General features: G+C 59.2%; 26 protein-coding genes. 16 read left to right on the forward strand and 10 right to left on the reverse strand.

The annotated features are described in order from the left end of the window. Positions 1–30: 30 nt before the first annotated feature. The 8 genes from FHS03_RS06910 to FHS03_RS06945 all read right to left on the reverse strand — a co-directional run bounded on the left by FHS03_RS06910 (position 31) and on the right by FHS03_RS06945 (position 2,041). Entirely contained in the window at positions 31–219 is a 189-nt protein-coding gene (locus FHS03_RS06910; RefSeq protein WP_176348470.1) for a hypothetical protein, read from the reverse strand. 60 nt (positions 220–279) lie between these two features. Then, a complete protein-coding gene (locus FHS03_RS06915) occupies positions 280–453 on the reverse strand; it encodes a hypothetical protein (RefSeq protein ID WP_183440285.1) in 174 nt (57 codons plus the stop codon). A gap of 11 nt (positions 454–464) precedes the next feature. Further along, positions 465–641, reverse strand: a complete 177-nt coding sequence (locus FHS03_RS06920) for a hypothetical protein (protein ID WP_183440286.1) — start codon at positions 639–641, stop codon at positions 465–467. Positions 642–887: 246 nt separating this feature from the next. After that, the gene (locus FHS03_RS06925; protein WP_183440287.1) at positions 888–1,070 is read right to left on the reverse strand and encodes a hypothetical protein; all 183 of its coding nucleotides are present in this window, start codon (positions 1,068–1,070) and stop codon (positions 888–890) included. 38 nt (positions 1,071–1,108) lie between these two features. Continuing rightward, a complete protein-coding gene (locus FHS03_RS06930) occupies positions 1,109–1,288 on the reverse strand; it encodes a hypothetical protein (protein WP_183440288.1) in 180 nt (59 codons plus the stop codon). A 14-nt stretch (positions 1,289–1,302) separates the two neighbouring features. Further along, positions 1,303–1,482 (reverse strand): hypothetical protein, encoded by a 180-nt coding sequence (locus FHS03_RS06935; RefSeq protein ID WP_183440289.1) that lies wholly within the window; start codon positions 1,480–1,482, stop codon positions 1,303–1,305. Positions 1,483–1,496: 14 nt separating this feature from the next. Continuing rightward, positions 1,497–1,706 carry a hypothetical protein gene (locus FHS03_RS06940; RefSeq protein WP_183440566.1) on the reverse strand — a complete coding sequence of 70 codons (210 nt, stop codon included), beginning with the start codon at positions 1,704–1,706 and terminating at the stop codon, positions 1,497–1,499. Positions 1,707–1,867: 161 nt separating this feature from the next. Next, on the reverse strand, positions 1,868–2,041 hold the full coding sequence (locus FHS03_RS06945; RefSeq protein ID WP_183440290.1) for a hypothetical protein: 174 nt from the start codon (positions 2,039–2,041) through the stop codon (positions 1,868–1,870). Positions 2,042–2,485: 444 nt separating this feature from the next. Between FHS03_RS06945 and FHS03_RS06950 the strand changes: the two genes are divergently transcribed. From FHS03_RS06950 to FHS03_RS06995, 10 genes are all read left to right on the forward strand, one after another. Beyond that, on the forward strand, positions 2,486–3,850 hold the full coding sequence (locus FHS03_RS06950; RefSeq protein ID WP_183440548.1) for a tyrosine-type recombinase/integrase: 1,365 nt from the start codon (positions 2,486–2,488) through the stop codon (positions 3,848–3,850). 116 nt (positions 3,851–3,966) lie between these two features. Further along, the gene (locus FHS03_RS06955) at positions 3,967–4,566 is read left to right on the forward strand and encodes a hypothetical protein (RefSeq protein WP_183440291.1); all 600 of its coding nucleotides are present in this window, start codon (positions 3,967–3,969) and stop codon (positions 4,564–4,566) included. A 130-nt stretch (positions 4,567–4,696) separates the two neighbouring features. Continuing rightward, complete coding sequence (locus FHS03_RS06960; RefSeq protein WP_183440292.1) at positions 4,697–4,918, forward strand: hypothetical protein; 222 nt, start codon at positions 4,697–4,699, stop codon at positions 4,916–4,918. After that, positions 4,918–5,715 carry a phage antirepressor KilAC domain-containing protein gene (locus tag FHS03_RS06965; RefSeq protein ID WP_229426095.1) on the forward strand — a complete coding sequence of 266 codons (798 nt, stop codon included), beginning with the start codon at positions 4,918–4,920 and terminating at the stop codon, positions 5,713–5,715. Before FHS03_RS06960 ends, FHS03_RS06965 begins: the two co-directional genes overlap by 1 nt. 109 nt (positions 5,716–5,824) lie before the next feature. After that, entirely contained in the window at positions 5,825–7,063 is a 1,239-nt protein-coding gene (locus tag FHS03_RS06970; RefSeq protein WP_183440293.1) for a plasmid recombination protein, read from the forward strand. Between the two features lie 48 nt (positions 7,064–7,111). Continuing rightward, on the forward strand, positions 7,112–7,729 hold the full coding sequence (locus tag FHS03_RS06975; protein WP_183440294.1) for a DUF6651 domain-containing protein: 618 nt from the start codon (positions 7,112–7,114) through the stop codon (positions 7,727–7,729). Between the two features lie 115 nt (positions 7,730–7,844). Next, a complete protein-coding gene (locus FHS03_RS06980) occupies positions 7,845–8,147 on the forward strand; it encodes a hypothetical protein (RefSeq protein ID WP_183440295.1) in 303 nt (100 codons plus the stop codon). 37 nt (positions 8,148–8,184) lie between these two features. Then, entirely contained in the window at positions 8,185–8,550 is a 366-nt protein-coding gene (locus FHS03_RS06985; RefSeq protein ID WP_183440296.1) for a DUF2280 domain-containing protein, read from the forward strand. Positions 8,551–8,738: 188 nt separating this feature from the next. Continuing rightward, positions 8,739–8,969, forward strand: coding sequence for a hypothetical protein (locus FHS03_RS06990; RefSeq protein WP_183440297.1), 231 nt, complete (start codon positions 8,739–8,741; stop codon positions 8,967–8,969). A 131-nt stretch (positions 8,970–9,100) separates the two neighbouring features. Then, positions 9,101–9,304, forward strand: coding sequence for a hypothetical protein (locus FHS03_RS06995; protein WP_183440298.1), 204 nt, complete (start codon positions 9,101–9,103; stop codon positions 9,302–9,304). A gap of 878 nt (positions 9,305–10,182) precedes the next feature. On the opposite strand, the gene FHS03_RS07000 is transcribed toward FHS03_RS06995, so the two are convergent. Next, complete coding sequence (locus FHS03_RS07000) at positions 10,183–10,842, reverse strand: hypothetical protein (RefSeq protein WP_183440299.1); 660 nt, start codon at positions 10,840–10,842, stop codon at positions 10,183–10,185. A 121-nt stretch (positions 10,843–10,963) separates the two neighbouring features. On the opposite strand from FHS03_RS07000, the gene FHS03_RS07005 reads away from it, so the two are divergent. The 5 genes from FHS03_RS07005 (at position 10,964) to FHS03_RS07025 (ending at position 12,628) form a co-directional block, all read left to right on the forward strand. Next, positions 10,964–11,107 carry a hypothetical protein gene (locus FHS03_RS07005; RefSeq protein WP_183440300.1) on the forward strand — a complete coding sequence of 48 codons (144 nt, stop codon included), beginning with the start codon at positions 10,964–10,966 and terminating at the stop codon, positions 11,105–11,107. A gap of 127 nt (positions 11,108–11,234) precedes the next feature. After that, complete coding sequence (locus FHS03_RS07010) at positions 11,235–11,609, forward strand: hypothetical protein (protein WP_183440301.1); 375 nt, start codon at positions 11,235–11,237, stop codon at positions 11,607–11,609. Continuing rightward, positions 11,606–11,875, forward strand: a complete 270-nt coding sequence (locus FHS03_RS07015; protein ID WP_221208067.1) for a hypothetical protein — start codon at positions 11,606–11,608, stop codon at positions 11,873–11,875. Before FHS03_RS07010 ends, FHS03_RS07015 begins: the two co-directional genes overlap by 4 nt. Next, positions 11,872–12,396: a hypothetical protein gene (locus FHS03_RS07020; protein ID WP_183440302.1), complete on the forward strand. Its 525-nt coding sequence runs from the start codon at positions 11,872–11,874 to the stop codon at positions 12,394–12,396. Before FHS03_RS07015 ends, FHS03_RS07020 begins: the two co-directional genes overlap by 4 nt. A 70-nt stretch (positions 12,397–12,466) precedes the next feature. Beyond that, positions 12,467–12,628, forward strand: a complete 162-nt coding sequence (locus FHS03_RS07025) for a hypothetical protein (RefSeq protein ID WP_183440303.1) — start codon at positions 12,467–12,469, stop codon at positions 12,626–12,628. A gap of 140 nt (positions 12,629–12,768) precedes the next feature. On the opposite strand, the gene FHS03_RS07030 is transcribed toward FHS03_RS07025, so the two are convergent. Continuing rightward, positions 12,769–13,539: a KilA-N domain-containing protein gene (locus tag FHS03_RS07030; protein ID WP_183440304.1), complete on the reverse strand. Its 771-nt coding sequence runs from the start codon at positions 13,537–13,539 to the stop codon at positions 12,769–12,771. 299 nt (positions 13,540–13,838) lie between these two features. On the opposite strand from FHS03_RS07030, the gene FHS03_RS07035 reads away from it, so the two are divergent. Further along, positions 13,839–14,405 (forward strand): recombinase family protein, encoded by a 567-nt coding sequence (locus FHS03_RS07035; RefSeq protein WP_183440305.1) that lies wholly within the window; start codon positions 13,839–13,841, stop codon positions 14,403–14,405. Positions 14,406–14,419: the final 14 nt, after the last annotated feature.

The following is a 14,419-nucleotide window of genomic DNA, read 5'->3' on the forward strand; positions in this document are numbered from 1 at the left end:
GGCCCCAGGCCAGTCCCTTTACTTATTCGATCAGCACCACACGCCTTGGTCGCCATCCCATGGCCACTGCATTTCACGCTCGTAAGGGCCGGAGCAGCCTGCGCGGGCGACGCCGTCGCGCTGCTTCCACTGGGCGGCAGGCGCCGCTTGTTTTTCCTTGTTTTCCGCCAGGCGGAAGGCAAACAGTTGCTGTGCTGGTTTTTTATCGCTTTGTTTCATGCTTCATCCTTAAAGTAGAACAAGAACAAGCCCCGCCCCGGCGGGGCTTGCGATCACAACTTAGGCGCAGCTAATGCCAAAGTCAGGGCTGCCGGCGCGGCTAGAAGCGCGTTCGACCGGGAAGGAGCAGCCAGCGGTGGCAACGCCATCACGGACTTTCCATTGGGCTTGCGGTTTGGCCTGGGCTTTTTTCTCGGCCAGCTTGAAAGCAAATACCTTCATTTGCGTTTTCATTAAGTCTCCTGTTAGGCGCAATACAGGCCATTGTCGTTGCCGCCAAAACGGCTACGGTCACGCTCGGAAGGGAAGGTGCAGCCAGCGGTGGCGACGCCATCGCGGACTTTCCATTGAGCTTGGGCTTTCGACTGATCCTTTTTCTCCGCCAGCTTGAAGGCGAACGATTTGACTTCTTTCTTTTGCATCTGTCTCATCCTTTCCTGTGATTAGCAATACATGCCATTGTCGGTATTCCAGGTTCCGGTATACCTTTCGGTATTCATACCGGTACAGCCCGCAGTGGCCAGACCATCGCGGGTTTTCCACTTGGCTTCAGGCTGGGTGGGTTTGGCCGGCTTCTCAGCCAATTTGAAAGCGAACGAACGAGGTGTTTTCCGCGTATTTTTCACGACTTACTCCTCCAGAGGACGATGCCATCGCAATAGCAGAAATCAGCAATACCAGCCTTCGTCGCGTATTTTGGCGTTGCCGGCTTGGACATAACGTGGGTCCACTTGGCCGGAGCACCCGGCTACCGCCACACCATCACGGACTTTCCACTGCGCCCCGGATTTGGATTCTTCCTTTTTTGCAGCCAGTTTGAATGCGAACGATTTAACGTCTTTCTTTTGCATTTCCCTCATCCTTTCGTTTAGTCGTAAATAACGAGAACTCAGCAATAAATACCGTTATCCTTGCCGCCCAGGCGCGGATAGCGCTCGGCAGGGAAAGTACAGCCGGCCACAGCCACGCTTTCGCGGGCTTGCCATTGCGGCGTGGCTTTGGCTGGATCGGCTTTTTTATTGGCCAGTTTGAATGCGAACAGTTTCGGTTGAGCAGAACGGGTTTTCATTTGCGGCCTCCAAGTTAGCAATAGACGCCACTGTCACCGCCCATGCGGTTCCTAGTGCGTTCGATCGGTGCGGAGCAGCCGGCAATGGCCACGCCTTGACGTACCTGCCACTGCGCTTGCGGCTTGGCTGGCGCGGCTTTCTGGCCGGCCAGTTTGAATGCAAACAGCTGGGGTTGAGCTGGACGGGTTTTCATCGCGGACCTCCGGCTTAGCACAGAATGCCGGTATCGCGGCCAAGGCGGCCGGTATTACGTTCGGACGGCATTGTGCAGCCAGCGGCAGCCACGCCATCGCGCGCTTTCCACTGTGCTTCCGGTTTGGTTTGCAGCGCTTTCTTTTCGGCTAATTTGAAGGCAAACAGCTTATTGCTCTTTTGTTCTTTCATTCCTACTTCTCCCATTAAAGATTTCAGAAACAAAGATTAACCACAGCCATGAATATGGCTGATTTACCCCACCCTTCCGGATCGAATAAAAAGAGGATCCCCTCCAGTATTCAAATACCGGATCAGAGCAAGCGGATGGAGATAAATTGTGGGCGGGCAGCCCGTTTCAGCGAAGCGGGCCAGCTGGCGGCGTATCAGCAGTAAATGCCGTTATCGCGGCCGCGTAGACGTTCGGCACGCGCGTCGGGGCCGGTGCAGCCGGCTTGGGCGACACCCTCGCGGGCCTTCCATTGGGATTGATGAGCCAGGGATTTCTTTTCGGCCAGTTTGAATGCAAACAGCTTAGTCTCATTATTTTGATTTTTCATTTCCATCTTTCATAGAGGATTTTGAATTAACCCAGCGTATGCCACTTATGGTGGCAAAATTAATCCTAGTCCAACATTACATTTCGGTCAAGAAGAAAATATCGTCATGCGCCAATTGCATATTCGCGGCTATTAAATACTAATTAGAAAGTTATTTAATATCTTTTTGCAAGTTAATAGGCAAAACGGAGGGAAAGATGAGAAATCAAAACTGGCCTGCCCAGCTGGGTTCGAACCAGCGACCCTCAGCTTAGAAGGCTGACCAATTTTAATTTTCCATAGTTTCCCCATCATTCCCAAAACGCCCTTCCTCATAGGGGAAATGCCGATTTTCGGCTACTTTTACCCTCGCAAACTTTCCCTTGCATTTCCCGAATTTGCTAAAATTTGCCTACATGGTGCCTACATGGTGCCTACACGGCGCCTATACAGAGAGGTGAGATGGTGGCAAAGCTCAATTTCACGGCGGACCGGGTGGCCAGCTTCCAGTGCGAAGACGGCAAGCAGCAGTCCATATTCTGGGACGCCAAGGCGCCGGGCTTGGGCCTGCGCGTGACCAGCGCCGGCGCCCGGTCCTATATCTTTGAGACACGGCTCAACGGCAAAACCATCCGCATTACTGTGGGCGATGTCCGGACCTGGACGGTAGGTAAGGCCCAGGCCGAAGCGACCAAGTACAAGGCGATGACCGACCAGGGCATTGACCCGCGCCAGCTGCGCGCAGACCAGCTCGCCCAGGCAGAAGCGGTACGCGCCGAGGCCAAACGGCAGGACTTGAAACTTGGCGACGTCTGGCCCCTCTACCTTGAGGCCCGGCGTGCGCGTTGGGGCGAGCGACATTATCAGAATCACATCAACTTGGCGGCTGAAGGCGGCCAGGAGAAGATGCGCGGCAAGGGAGAGACGGTCGCCGGCCCGCTGGCGCCATTGATGAAGCTGCTGCTGTCCGAGCTTAGCGGTGCCGAGATTGCCGAATGGCTGGAGCGCGAGGCGGCCACCAGGGCCACCAATGCGGCGCAGAGCTACCGCATCCTGCGTGCTTTCATCCGCTGGGCGGATGACCAGCCCGCATACCGTGGCCTGGTGCCGCAGCAGTCGTACAGCGCCAGCAGCGTGCGCGACGTGGTACCTAAGAGCAAAGCCAAGGATGGCGACAGTTTGCAACGCGAGCAGCTGAAGGACTGGTTTGCCGCGATGCGTAAGATACCCAATCCTACTATCAGTGCCTACCTGCAAGGCCTGCTGCTGAATGGCCCACGCCGCGAGGAACTGGCCGCACTGCGTTGGGAAGATGTCGATTTCGCGTGGCGCAGCATGACCATCCGCGATAAGGTCGAAGGCACGCGGACCATCCCTTTGACGCCCTATTTCGCCAGCCTGCTGCTGGAACTCAAGCGCATCAACAACACGCCGCCCACCGTCCGCCGAATGCGCACCCTTGAGGCTACAGGCCGGGCCTGGGCGCCCTCCCCTTGGGTCTTCAGCAGCTCCACGTCGGAGAGCGGCCATATCGCTGAGCCGCGCATAGCCCACACCGACGCACTCGCGGCCGCCGGCCTGCCGCATATATCCTTGCACGGCCTGCGCCGGTCTTTCGGTACACTATGCGAGTGGGTCGAAGTGCCAAGCGGCGTATCGGCGCAAATCATGGGCCACAAGCCTAGCGCCCTGGCAGAGAAGCACTACCGCCGCCGGCCGCTGGACCTACTGCGCAAGTTCCACGACCAGATTGAGGTCTGGATGCTTGAGCAGGCCTGCATTGAGTTCCAACCAGCGCCAGCAGGATTGCGCGTAGTCACGGCCGCCTGACCACATCAGGCACGATTTACGCTGCAACCTACCTTTAGCGGGGGAAAAGTCGGCTCCTTCACCGACCTGGTTGCAGCACCTATTTCATGAAGGCGCACACCTGAAGGGGTGCCACCGTGTCTTATCTCACGCTGCCGGAAGCGGCCGCATACATCAATCGTCGTTCCTCTCATAAAATCGAGCCAGCTGCGTTGCTCCGAGCGGGCGTGCACGGCGCGCTGCTCATATCCGCGCCATTCAGTGGTTTCATGCGAAATATGACCTATAGCAGAAATGAAGATGTCCTTGGCCTCTTGATTATTCCGCCTCGTCATCTGCTAGAAATTGAGCTTGAGGGTGAAACGCGGATTTTGGGGGCTCTCAGTCTGGACGGTGGGGCGATGTACTCGCCACAGGTGAAAAGGACGTCACAACAACTTGTCATACTCGTCTCGGAGTTGGACCGCTTCATCCCGATGTTGTGCAGCCCTCTAAGTGATGACACCGCGCAGCCGTCCGTTGAGGAACTGCCGCGTATGCAGAATGCTTGGGACACTGAGGTCTTGAGCAAGCTGCAGTATGACGCGAATCAACCCGGAATTACTCACCGGAAGTTAGCAGAAAAGCATGGCGTGAGCCGTCAAATGATAGGGAAAATGCTTGTAAGGGCGAAGGAGCAGCTTGGCCCGGTCAAGGCGACTGCCTTCGATGGTTTGAAGGTGCGCAACCGCAAATAGTGGTTGCGTTGCGTGGTTGCGCAAATAGGTCGCAACCCCGCATGAATGCTAGGTCGCAGGTTGCGGCAATCAGTTTCGCAGGTTGCCATGCGTAGATTTCTACATCGTTAAATCCGAGAAAGGGAAAACGATGCAAGCAATCCACCTGCCACCCGCCCTGGCTACTGTCGCACAAGGGCGTGACCACATCACAACCCAAGAGTTTGCTCGCGCCATGTGCTGCGCGCCGCAGACTGCGCTGAAAAACCATTGCCTCAAGGGCGAGTGCTACGGAGTGCGTCCCATCAAGCGCGGCAAGCTGCTGCTGTGGCCTGTTGCTGATGTTGCTCACGCACTGAGCGGAGCAGCGTAATGAACCGCCCGCCACCGACGCCACAAATGAAAAAGTCAGGGGATGCTGGGGAGCGCCCTGACTCTTTCGGAACTGCTGTATCTGGCTTGTATTCTACCCCAGTTGCCCAAGTTTTGGGCCAGCCCACCCCGACGATGTCGAGCCGAGAAATTGCGCTGCTGACCGAAAAGCAGCATCAGCACGTAAAGCGCGACGTCGAAAAGATGCTGACTGAGCTAGGGGAAGATGTGTCCAAATTTGGACGTATCTACATTGACGGCATGAACCGCGAACAGACCGAATACGCGCTGGACCGCGAGCTAACTGACGTGCTGCTGACGGGCTACAGCGCCGTCCTGCGCCGCAAGGTAATCGCCCGTTGGCGCGAGCTGGAGACTGCCGTGGCGCCGGCCGTGCCCACCAGCCTATCCGGTGCCCTGCGCCTGGCTGCCGAACAGGCGGAGCTTATCGAGCGACAGCAGGCCGAACTGGCCAGTGCGGCGCCGGCGGTGAAGTTCGTTGACCGGTACGTCGACAGCACGGGCCTGAAGGGGTTCCGCCAGGTCTGCAAGCTGATTGGAGCGAACGAGAGCAATTTCCGCACTTTCCTGACCAAGCGAGAAATCATGTACCGTCTTGGCGGTGAGTGGATGCCCTACGCCCAGCATATAAAGGCGGGGCGCTTTGTGGTGAAAGCTGGTACAGCTGATTCCAGCAGCCACGCTTTCAACAGTGCAAAATTCACTCCGCGCGGCGTTCAATGGGTCGCCGGCGAGTATGCCAAGTACCTGCTGACAGCAAATCAGGCGGCTGAATGATTACCGCCGCTCATAGGCTGGGCGGCGTGCTACTGCGCCCCTTGCCGCCACCACCACCGTGCGCGCTGGTGCTACTGGCGCTGGTATGTGCGGCCGTCAAAGGGTGCGCATGACCGATGCACTGTATCTGCGGCTCAAGAGCTTGAACACCCGGACCGTGCGCGGCGTGACATCACCCAAGAACATCGTCCGGCTGGCCGCCATGCACAACCTGCGCGAGATTCAGGCCGAGCTTGGCGCCACCGCCGCGAGCGGCATCAACCCTGCGCGCATGAACCTGAACTATCAGCTGCGCGGCCCGGCCTCCGCCGACGAGGTGGCCGGGCTGGCGCTCGCGCTGCTGGACAATGCCGGCGTGACCACACTCCGTCGGGACGCCAGCATGGCGCTGGAGCTGGTCGTCAGCCTGCCGGCCACCGCCGCTATCGACCACCGCGAATACTTTGCCGCCGCCGTGGCATGGGCCGATGCTTTTTTCGCCGTGCCCATCTTGAGCGCCGCCGTCCACCTGGACGAAGCCGCGCCGCATTGCCACATTCTGCTGCTACCGCTGGTTGCCGGCCGCATGCAGGGCGGCGCGCTCGCCGGCGGCCCAGCCAAGATTCGCGCCATGCTGGCCGACTTCCAGCAGCAGGTGGCGCAGCGCTTCGGCCTGACCCACCAGCCGCGCGCAAAGCGCCTCAGCAAGCCGAACAGGGATGCGGCCGGGCGCATGGTACTGGACGCACTACGCGCACGCCCTGAGCGCCTGAGCGAGCCCGCTATGCACGATGCGCTTGTCTCCGCCCTCGGCAGCCAAGCGGAGACGCTGCTGGCGCTGCTGGGCTTGAGCTCCCCCATCGCCAAGACCAAGGCCAAGAGCTTTGCTGACATCATGACGGCGCCGTGCAAGCCCGAACGCCCCACCCGCGCACCGAAGTCTATAGATGTCGGAGTGAAATCTATAGACGTTGCTGCGAGTGCGGAGAGCGACACTATCCAAAATTCGACAACGTCTATCCTGTGTATAGACGTTCCCTCTTCAATTCACTCTTTCCCTGCCGATGGGGTGCAGATTCGCCACCCCATCCCCGCCGGCGCCGATAACACCCAACACTCGGACAGCACACAGGAGGGCGTCCAACCTCTGGACACCCAGCTGCCAGGGATTGAACAGCCCAAGCAAACCGCGGCAATAGGGAAAACATCGTTTCCCAGCAAGGGAACATCGCTCCGGCAGCCACGCCACACCAACGACCATCAGCGCCATCGAGATGCTGACTATGCGGCCACCAGTTGGGACTGCGAGCGTGGCGAGTTCGTACAGGCAACAGGCCCACCACATGGCCTCTGCTACCTGTATCCATGATCCAATCCCGTCCCGGCGGCACCGGGGAATCGCAAAGAAGGCAACAAGATGAAACTGAAATTGAACAAGGATGGTTCGGCCGTCGTCCGCAATGGCGCTCCGGTCTATGTACTCGACAACGGCGCAGAACGAGAAATTGACGGCGCCGCCGCATGGAAGCTCGCTTTGGGCAAACACTTCGAAACCTCGCCGGTAATGTCCAGCCTAAAAATCCCGCATGACCTGGCCACCGCAGCTTTCTCCGATTCATTCCGCATCGAGGGCGGTAAGCTGGTCGCCGTTGACAAGCACGGCATCCAGCTCTATTCGGGCACGCGCTTTGGCGAGGTGGCAAACTTCGACGAGGCATTCGCTCAGCTGGTTGACCGCTATCCAAGCAAAGATATGATTCTGCGCCAGAGTGGTGCGTCTAGCACCGCCGTTTCTGGTGGCGAGCAAGGAACTGGCAACACCATCACACGCTCGCAGTTCGACTCCATGCCATCCGCCAGCAAAGCCAAATTCATCAAGGAAGGCGGGAAGATTGTCGATGGCGCTACGGAGCACTCCAGCAGCCCCGCTCCAGCAAGGGTCAATGGCAAGACCATCACGCGCGCCGCCTTCGACGTGATGCCGCACATGGAGCGAGCCGCGTTCTTTAAATCGGGAGGCACAATCGATGATTGACCGAAATCGGCCCGCTGAGCGGTCAGCGCTACTCGACTAAGCAACACCATTCGGCAAGGCTCGTTCGCGTCTCTATGGCACGATTTGTGGCCTTGCCAGATACACGGAGATGAATGTGAAGGACCAAGAACTAACCACTGCCGCGCTACGCTGGCACGCTGTCCACGTACGCCGCCTGGCAGCAGGAAAGGAGAAGCGAAAGCTGGATACTCAGCTCAAAGCCAACGGCATTTCGGCGTTCTCGCGTTTACACGCCCAACAGAGCGAAACCGCGCTCCAATTGACAACGCTCAAGCGCAAAGAACTGGCCGCCTTACGCGCCCTAGCCAAAGCCTGCGCAAAACAACGCGGCCACTTACTGGACGCCGACGTCATCGAACTGGATGGCACCACATTCCTGCTACCAGCCGCAGCGTAAGCGCATCTTCCTTGACCCACCTTGACGAATAGAAATCATGCCCACCCTACCCGGACACGTCTGCGCTTATATCGTTGCCGCCCTGGCCTGCTATGAGACGCCCGAACAAGTTGCCACCGCCGTAAAGCAGAAATTTGGCTTAGTGCTGACCCGCCAGCGCATTGAAGCGTGGCATCCTGAGCGGCGCGCCGGCGTCAGGCTGGGCGCGCACTGGCGAGAACTGTTCTACGACACGCGCCGCAAGCTGCTGGCCGAGGTGGAGAACATTCCGATTGCCTGCCGGTCGTACCGGCTCAAGGTGTTGCAGCGTGTGGCCGAGCAGGCCGAGGCGGCCAGCAACCTGCCGCTGGCCATGCAGGTGATGGCGCAGGCCGCGCGCGAGGTTGGCGCCGAGCGGTGTTGACGGCTTCACTCAGCATCGCCAGCACGCCTCGCGCACTATTCCAATCTGCTCAGTTTCGAAACGCGCACCAACCCGGAGAGCGAGCATTCATGCGGGTTGGGGAATGTCTAAAGCCGACCGTTTCGCAACGATAAGTACGCAATTTCACATCGCTGCGCGCCAAAACGAACTTTTCAAAAGGAGCCAATATGCCCAGGTGGACCGATGCCGCGCGCGCCAAGCAGGCCGCCATGATTGCGTGCTGGAAGCCATGGCAGGCCGCCACCGGCCCGCGTACTATCACCGGCAAGGCCAAGGCCGCACGCAATGCAGACAAGGGCGGTGACGCCGGCCGGGCGCAACGCCTGGCCGATGCTCAAGCCGAGCTGGCGGCGGCGCTGGTCAAGGTGCAGCGGCTGACCGGCCGACGCAGGAAATAGGCTCAGAATTAGAGCCTATCTTTGCAGCTGGCGCTGCTTGGCAAAACACAGACCTTTGCCGCTCAGTATCGTGCGCCGACCACTTCACAAAGAATGTTGCCATTTCGCCATCCAAAGAACGATTTGAGACGATGGCCAATTCTGACCGCCGAAAACTGCGCAGCGAAGCCTTCGCCGTGGATAACGCACTGTGGGTGGCGAAAACCGAGGGCACCACACCTGCGATGGACTACCTGCAGGAAAAGGGCGTACCACAGGATGTTGCACTGCGCGTGCTGGGTGGGCCTGAGTTCCACCGGCAGCATCGTGACCGCAGACAGGGCAAGCGCGAATAGCGCCGTGAATGCGGTAAATCCAGCATCGCTTGCAACCTGCTCCACGGAACTGTTCCCCGATGAGGTGGTGAATCGCCCCCACCGCCAAGCGTAAGCCGCCCACCTGCACGCCCGCCGCGTCATCGCCGACCAGCGCCAGCAGCAGGCCCGCGCCGCTAAGTCCGATTTCAAATCCGACTTCATGCACAGGCGCGCCGGCCCCGAAGATTCGGGCGAGGCCAGGGCGGACCGAAAGGGGGTGGCGTTTCACCATCTCCTTGCCGAGCCGGCGTCAGGCGGGAACGCAGTGCCAAGGGGGGGGCGACGCCAGCCATGCAACGCCGCGCGCCGCCAGCCCGAACCCAGCCGGTTGCAGCTAGCTCATCCTGCCAGCACCGTGCTACCCTGTTGCGAGCCGCGTGCACGCCCGGTGCACGGCGTGCGTCCGCAATGCCGACGCTATGCGGGCGCATTGCCAGGGCAGTGCTGACGCTCGTCTAAATGCGGGAAAATCCCGTATTTGCTGCGGCCACGCGGCACGGCTCCAGCCAGCTGCAAAGGGTGTCGCGAAATGCTACTCCCTTGTGCGGGCCACGCAGGCACCCACGCGTGGCTGACGCGTGATGCACGCGTTGCGGAGTCATGTCGATACCGAACGCGTGCGAACGCAACCAAACGCATGGCGGCGACAATGCGGCCACACCGCAACGAGGCAGCCGCATAACGCCAATGCAGGCCAGCGGAAACCTAGCCGGCTCCGATAGGGTTCCTGAAGGGTTCCGAAAGGGTTGCGAGGGCTCCAGCGGTTCGGCGGCAATGGCGCATTCGCACCCCTAAATGCTTACGGAGCGAGATTGGCGAGAGGTGATGCTCGTATTTCGCGTGATCGCCGCCTGCGACTACCCACCAGCATCTTCAAAGCACCATGCCCACTGCACGGACCCGAGATGGTGGATCTGGCGCGTGGCGTAAGCGCGCCCTCGTGGGGGCAAGAACTTGGGGCCGATTCGATGGATACCATCGAATAACGATGGCTGCACAGCCACGATAGCCGCGGCAGTGGTCACGCGACTTGCAAGTATTCCGTCCGTAACCGCAAGATACGTGCAGACTTCGCGCCGGTCATACTTGAAGTGAGCAAAGATACGCACGTAGGCGGCGGCCTGCGAATAGCTCGCAGCAAACTTGGCATCGTGCTCGCGCGCCGTCTCGCGCTTCAGCAGAAATTTCAAGGGGTCCGAGGTGCTGACGGCAGTCAGCTTCTCTGACCATCCCACTCCACCATCATCCGCCTCGCGTTCCTCATCAATGCGAACCGATTTCCGCATGTGCCAATCACCACGTCGCACGTTGTTTAGATTCACCGCCCGTATCACTAAATCTTGATCGGCTGGCTCTGAGAAGTCGATGGGCTTGCCGCGGCGCTCCCCGATTTCGTGCGCGACTACCCACGCATCACCTTGCAAATCGCCCTCCGATACTTCATGACGCGTCGCTCTGGCGATGCGGCAAAAGCTACTTTTCATTTTGGCGAGGAATAAGTTAAATGCAGAGTCCATACAGAGGCAGCCGCAGCGGGGTCGATATGGCACCGTATTCTGATCAAATTATTATTGGCAGAAAAGTCAACTTTCGAAAACATTGATTTGTCTACGGTTAATCTCTTCTGGGGAAAATTCCTTGACGGTTTACCTCTCGCTGGCCTATGCTAAAAAAGCACCGGACAAAGACGGTGCCGGGTTTGGCGACCTGGTAGAAGCAAAAGGCGCACTGGCCGCGCAAGCGGCTTTTTCATGTGTGCTTGCTTTCGCACGCCTTCAATGAGCGGCGGTAGCAGGGGTACCGCAAGGTACGCCGGTTTCCTTTTGCACCGGTTCGCCAACCCTGCTATTCGCTGCTCCCCCCGTTTGGCGACGGGTGGCGCGGTCTCACCGCAAAAGGAGGCAACACCATGCCAGGCACCACCACGCCCAGCGCCAGCACGGCGCAATCGCAATCCCTCACCATCCACCAGTTGACTGTACCGCCGCGTGCCGGCGTCGCCATTACCGACTACCTCACCGACGCCAAGCTCATGCGCTATGAGGTTGAAACGCTGTGTTCGTACATGCTCTGGCTTCGCGCCTGGTGGGAGCGGCGCGGCGAGGCCATCCGCACCGCTGACCAGCTCGCCGCCGCGCACGTCCACGACCACTTCATCGACGGCGCCGGCTTCGCGCGCACCATCACCCGCCGCGCTGGGTTCGAACTGGACGAGCAGCGCATGCGCGATTACAGCTGGGGCCGCAGCGTGCAGACCTTCCATGCAGCTGGAGGTGCCCAATGAGCGCTGCGACCATCACCAGCATCACGCTGGCCACCGCCATGACCGCTTACGAACTGTTCTCCGCCGCATTCAGCGTGCCGCGCGACCCGCGCAGCCCCGCATACAAACAAGGCGTGCTGGCGGCGCTGAAGTTCCGCATTGAGGGCCGCCGCATCCTCAAGCCATATGAGGCTGGCACCGCCGAGGATGACGCCTACTATGCCGGCATCGCTGAGGGCCACGCCATCTGGCGCCGCACCCAAGCAGAAAGCGCAGGTGCAGCATGAAGGCCGACAACTTCCCGCCTCTGGTGCTGGCCAGCGCCAGCGCACCGGGCGCCAACCTGATTGCAGCCGCACCCACAATGGAAGACCTGGCCGCTACCCAGCGCTACGACATCCGCACAGCGGCCGGCATCACGCTGTGGCGTGAGATTACGCTGACCGACGTGCCGCGCCTGATCAAGCTGCGCCGCGAGCTGCCGGACTTGTATCCCGAATGGCAGCAGGACTTGGTGGCGCACCCGCTACGGGAAGGGCCGCTGCAGGCTAGCAGCCAGGCGCCAAGGGACGGCCTCACCGTCGCCTCCCTGGCCGGCCAGGTCGAGCCGCTGGTGTACGCCGGCGGCAGCTTGGGCCTGAACCTGGGCACGATAGAAATTTACGTTCACACGCCCACGCGAGCGGCGGACGTATCGCTGAGCGCGGCGCTGCAGCATCTTGACCTGTTCGAACCCGTCAGCCGGACTCACCTGGTACTGCAAGTGGAATGGTGGTTCGATGTGAAGCTGAACCGAGGTGTCGCATGAGGCCGCCGACCGAGGACGAGGCCCGGCGCTCGCGCTGGTGCCCGACACGCTGACCAGCGAGGAACGGCGCATGCTGACTCGCTACCGCGCCACGGCGCTCGAATGGCGCGCCGACATCTTGGACTACGTGAACATGGTGGCCAAGATGTTCCCGCTGGAGCGGGCGCCGCGCTCAGCAACCAGGCAGCGTATCCGCCTGGCCGGCTTGGATGAGAAGGAAAAGCCGAGGTGAGCCCCAGCAAGTCGCACCGCGATTCCGCGAGGTCGCGCGCAGTAGATGCGTCCAATCTTGGACGCCTTACAACCCCTTCTAGGCCCATCGCAAACCCGTGTAAAGGAGCTGTCGCAGATAAGTCTTGCAAAAGCTGACCTTTACTTGGACGGCCCGGCTAACAATTTTGGCAGGTATTGCAATGCCTTCACGTCTCGGTCAGCAAAATATTTTGCAGCCTTTTGTGGCAACCAGACCGTATTGAAATGTGCACGGAAATCGGCCAAATACTCATTCGGATACAGCCTAGCGCTGACAACTCGTCCATCGGTGTATCTGTGCTGGTACGAGGGGAAATCAGCTGGATTGACGCCTTTTTCCTTTCGTATCCATGCCGAAAACATTTTGCCCTCCGATATGTCCGGCACCATGCCTTCAGGCAGAGTGTATCCCCCAGACTCCAAGGGGGCGATTAGCCCGAAAGTTAGTTCATTGAGAATTGAGAAGTGAGTTGCTGGAATTTCAGCGCGGTTGGCCATATAGCGCTGCAAATGCACAGGCATGGTGTTCGGCATGCCGCCGCGAATGCCCCCGGACATCCATTCATATACCCATTTCGTGACCTGGACAGCGAACTTCGCGGAGAGCCACTGACCGAGGTTGATGGCAACTTGGGGATGCACCCATGTGCCCTGCGTACGGGCATCGCCACCGGTATTGGTATGTATTAGAAGCGCAGTAGGCATTTTTAAATCGGCCTCAAGCTCAACCAAGAATGCAATCGTGTTGCTGTTGCGCCGATAGTCGCTCCAGTTCTTGCCACTCGCTTTGCACAGGGCCGTGGCGTTGATGTACCCATCCACTGCCCGTTGGTCGATTATGGAACCATCGGTTTCGTGAGGGATAAGTGCGAGCGTAAGTTGATTAGACATATCTGACCTTGGTGCTGAAAAGACACTGGAATGGAGGGCATGAGTTGCATGAATTTTCGATACGCGTCTGGCGCAGGCCGAAAATTTGGCAGTTCGACGCAATCCAATGATACAGAGGTGCAATGGGGAAATTCTAACTAATTATCACAATTTCTGTTGAGGGAGTGTGTGTTAGAAAACGAACGATTTCTAACATCCATGCAAAGCAACGAATATCCGTGTTGGAAAAATATCCATTGCACTTTCTAACAGGTGGAGATATTCTGACAGTGTTTTCCAACAGTCTAACGGAGAATCACATGGCAACCTTCGCATACGGCCGCGTCAGCACCACCGAACAGAGCGCAGACAACCAACGTATCGAAATCGAGGCGGCTGGACACCAAGTCGATTTCTGGTTTGCGGATACCATCAGCGGCAAGACGAGCGCCACCCAGCGCCCGCAGTTCTCCGCTCTGCTCCGTCAAATTCGGAATGGTGAGACGCTGGTGGTGGCGAAGCTGGACCGCCTGGGCCGTGACGCGCAGGACGTCGGCGCCACAGTCAAGCTGCTGGCCAGCCGCAAGATTGCCGTCATCGTACTCCAGCTGGGCAAACTGGACCTAACCTCGCCGGCCGGCAAGATGATGCTGACCATGCTGGCCGCCGTGGCTGAGATGGAGCGGGATTTACTGGTGGAACGGACCCAAGCCGGCCTGGCCCGTGCGAAGAGTGAAGGCAAGACGTTGGGCCGTCCGTCAAAGACTACCGCCGAGCAGCGCGCTGACATCATCGCCAAGTACGCCGCAGGCGAGAGCGTCAGCGCCTTGGCGCGTATGTACGCTGTGTCACGCGCCAATATTCTGGGCGTAGTGAAGCCAGCCTGAGGGTTTGCCGTCCC

Source organism: Pseudoduganella violacea (assembly GCF_014191875.1).
Taxonomy (GTDB): Bacteria; Pseudomonadota; Gammaproteobacteria; order Burkholderiales; family Burkholderiaceae_D; genus Rugamonas; species Rugamonas violacea_A.

Bases quoted from the DNA above. Each gene is read 5' to 3' on its own strand.
- FHS03_RS06985 (WP_183440296.1), top strand. From the start codon at position 8,185: ATGCCCACCCTACCCGGACACGTCTGCGCTTATATCGTTGCCGCCCTG.
- FHS03_RS06970 (WP_183440293.1), top strand. From the start codon at position 5,825: ATGACCGATGCACTGTATCTGCGGCTCAAGAGCTTGAACACCCGGACC.
- FHS03_RS07020 (WP_183440302.1), top strand. From the start codon at position 11,872: ATGAAGGCCGACAACTTCCCGCCTCTGGTGCTGGCCAGCGCCAGCGCA.
- FHS03_RS06915 (WP_183440285.1), bottom strand. From the start codon at position 453: ATGAAAACGCAAATGAAGGTATTTGCTTTCAAGCTGGCCGAGAAAAAA.
- FHS03_RS06945 (WP_183440290.1), bottom strand. From the start codon at position 2,041: ATGAAAAATCAAAATAATGAGACTAAGCTGTTTGCATTCAAACTGGCC.
- FHS03_RS06995 (WP_183440298.1), top strand. From the start codon at position 9,101: ATGGCCAATTCTGACCGCCGAAAACTGCGCAGCGAAGCCTTCGCCGTG.
- FHS03_RS06965 (WP_229426095.1), top strand. From the start codon at position 4,918: ATGAACCGCCCGCCACCGACGCCACAAATGAAAAAGTCAGGGGATGCT.
- FHS03_RS06975 (WP_183440294.1), top strand. From the start codon at position 7,112: ATGAAACTGAAATTGAACAAGGATGGTTCGGCCGTCGTCCGCAATGGC.
- FHS03_RS06925 (WP_183440287.1), bottom strand. From the start codon at position 1,070: ATGCAAAAGAAAGACGTTAAATCGTTCGCATTCAAACTGGCTGCAAAA.
- FHS03_RS06920 (WP_183440286.1), bottom strand. From the start codon at position 641: ATGCAAAAGAAAGAAGTCAAATCGTTCGCCTTCAAGCTGGCGGAGAAA.
- FHS03_RS06930 (WP_183440288.1), bottom strand. From the start codon at position 1,288: ATGAAAACCCGTTCTGCTCAACCGAAACTGTTCGCATTCAAACTGGCC.
- FHS03_RS07010 (WP_183440301.1), top strand. From the start codon at position 11,235: ATGCCAGGCACCACCACGCCCAGCGCCAGCACGGCGCAATCGCAATCC.
- FHS03_RS06960 (WP_183440292.1), top strand. From the start codon at position 4,697: ATGCAAGCAATCCACCTGCCACCCGCCCTGGCTACTGTCGCACAAGGG.
- FHS03_RS07015 (WP_221208067.1), top strand. From the start codon at position 11,606: ATGAGCGCTGCGACCATCACCAGCATCACGCTGGCCACCGCCATGACC.
- FHS03_RS06935 (WP_183440289.1), bottom strand. From the start codon at position 1,482: ATGAAAACCCGTCCAGCTCAACCCCAGCTGTTTGCATTCAAACTGGCC.
- FHS03_RS07030 (WP_183440304.1), bottom strand. From the start codon at position 13,539: ATGTCTAATCAACTTACGCTCGCACTTATCCCTCACGAAACCGATGGT.
- FHS03_RS07025 (WP_183440303.1), top strand. From the start codon at position 12,467: ATGCTGACTCGCTACCGCGCCACGGCGCTCGAATGGCGCGCCGACATC.
- FHS03_RS06990 (WP_183440297.1), top strand. From the start codon at position 8,739: ATGCCCAGGTGGACCGATGCCGCGCGCGCCAAGCAGGCCGCCATGATT.
- FHS03_RS06910 (WP_176348470.1), bottom strand. From the start codon at position 219: ATGAAACAAAGCGATAAAAAACCAGCACAGCAACTGTTTGCCTTCCGC.
- FHS03_RS07000 (WP_183440299.1), bottom strand. From the start codon at position 10,842: ATGGACTCTGCATTTAACTTATTCCTCGCCAAAATGAAAAGTAGCTTT.
- FHS03_RS07035 (WP_183440305.1), top strand. From the start codon at position 13,839: ATGGCAACCTTCGCATACGGCCGCGTCAGCACCACCGAACAGAGCGCA.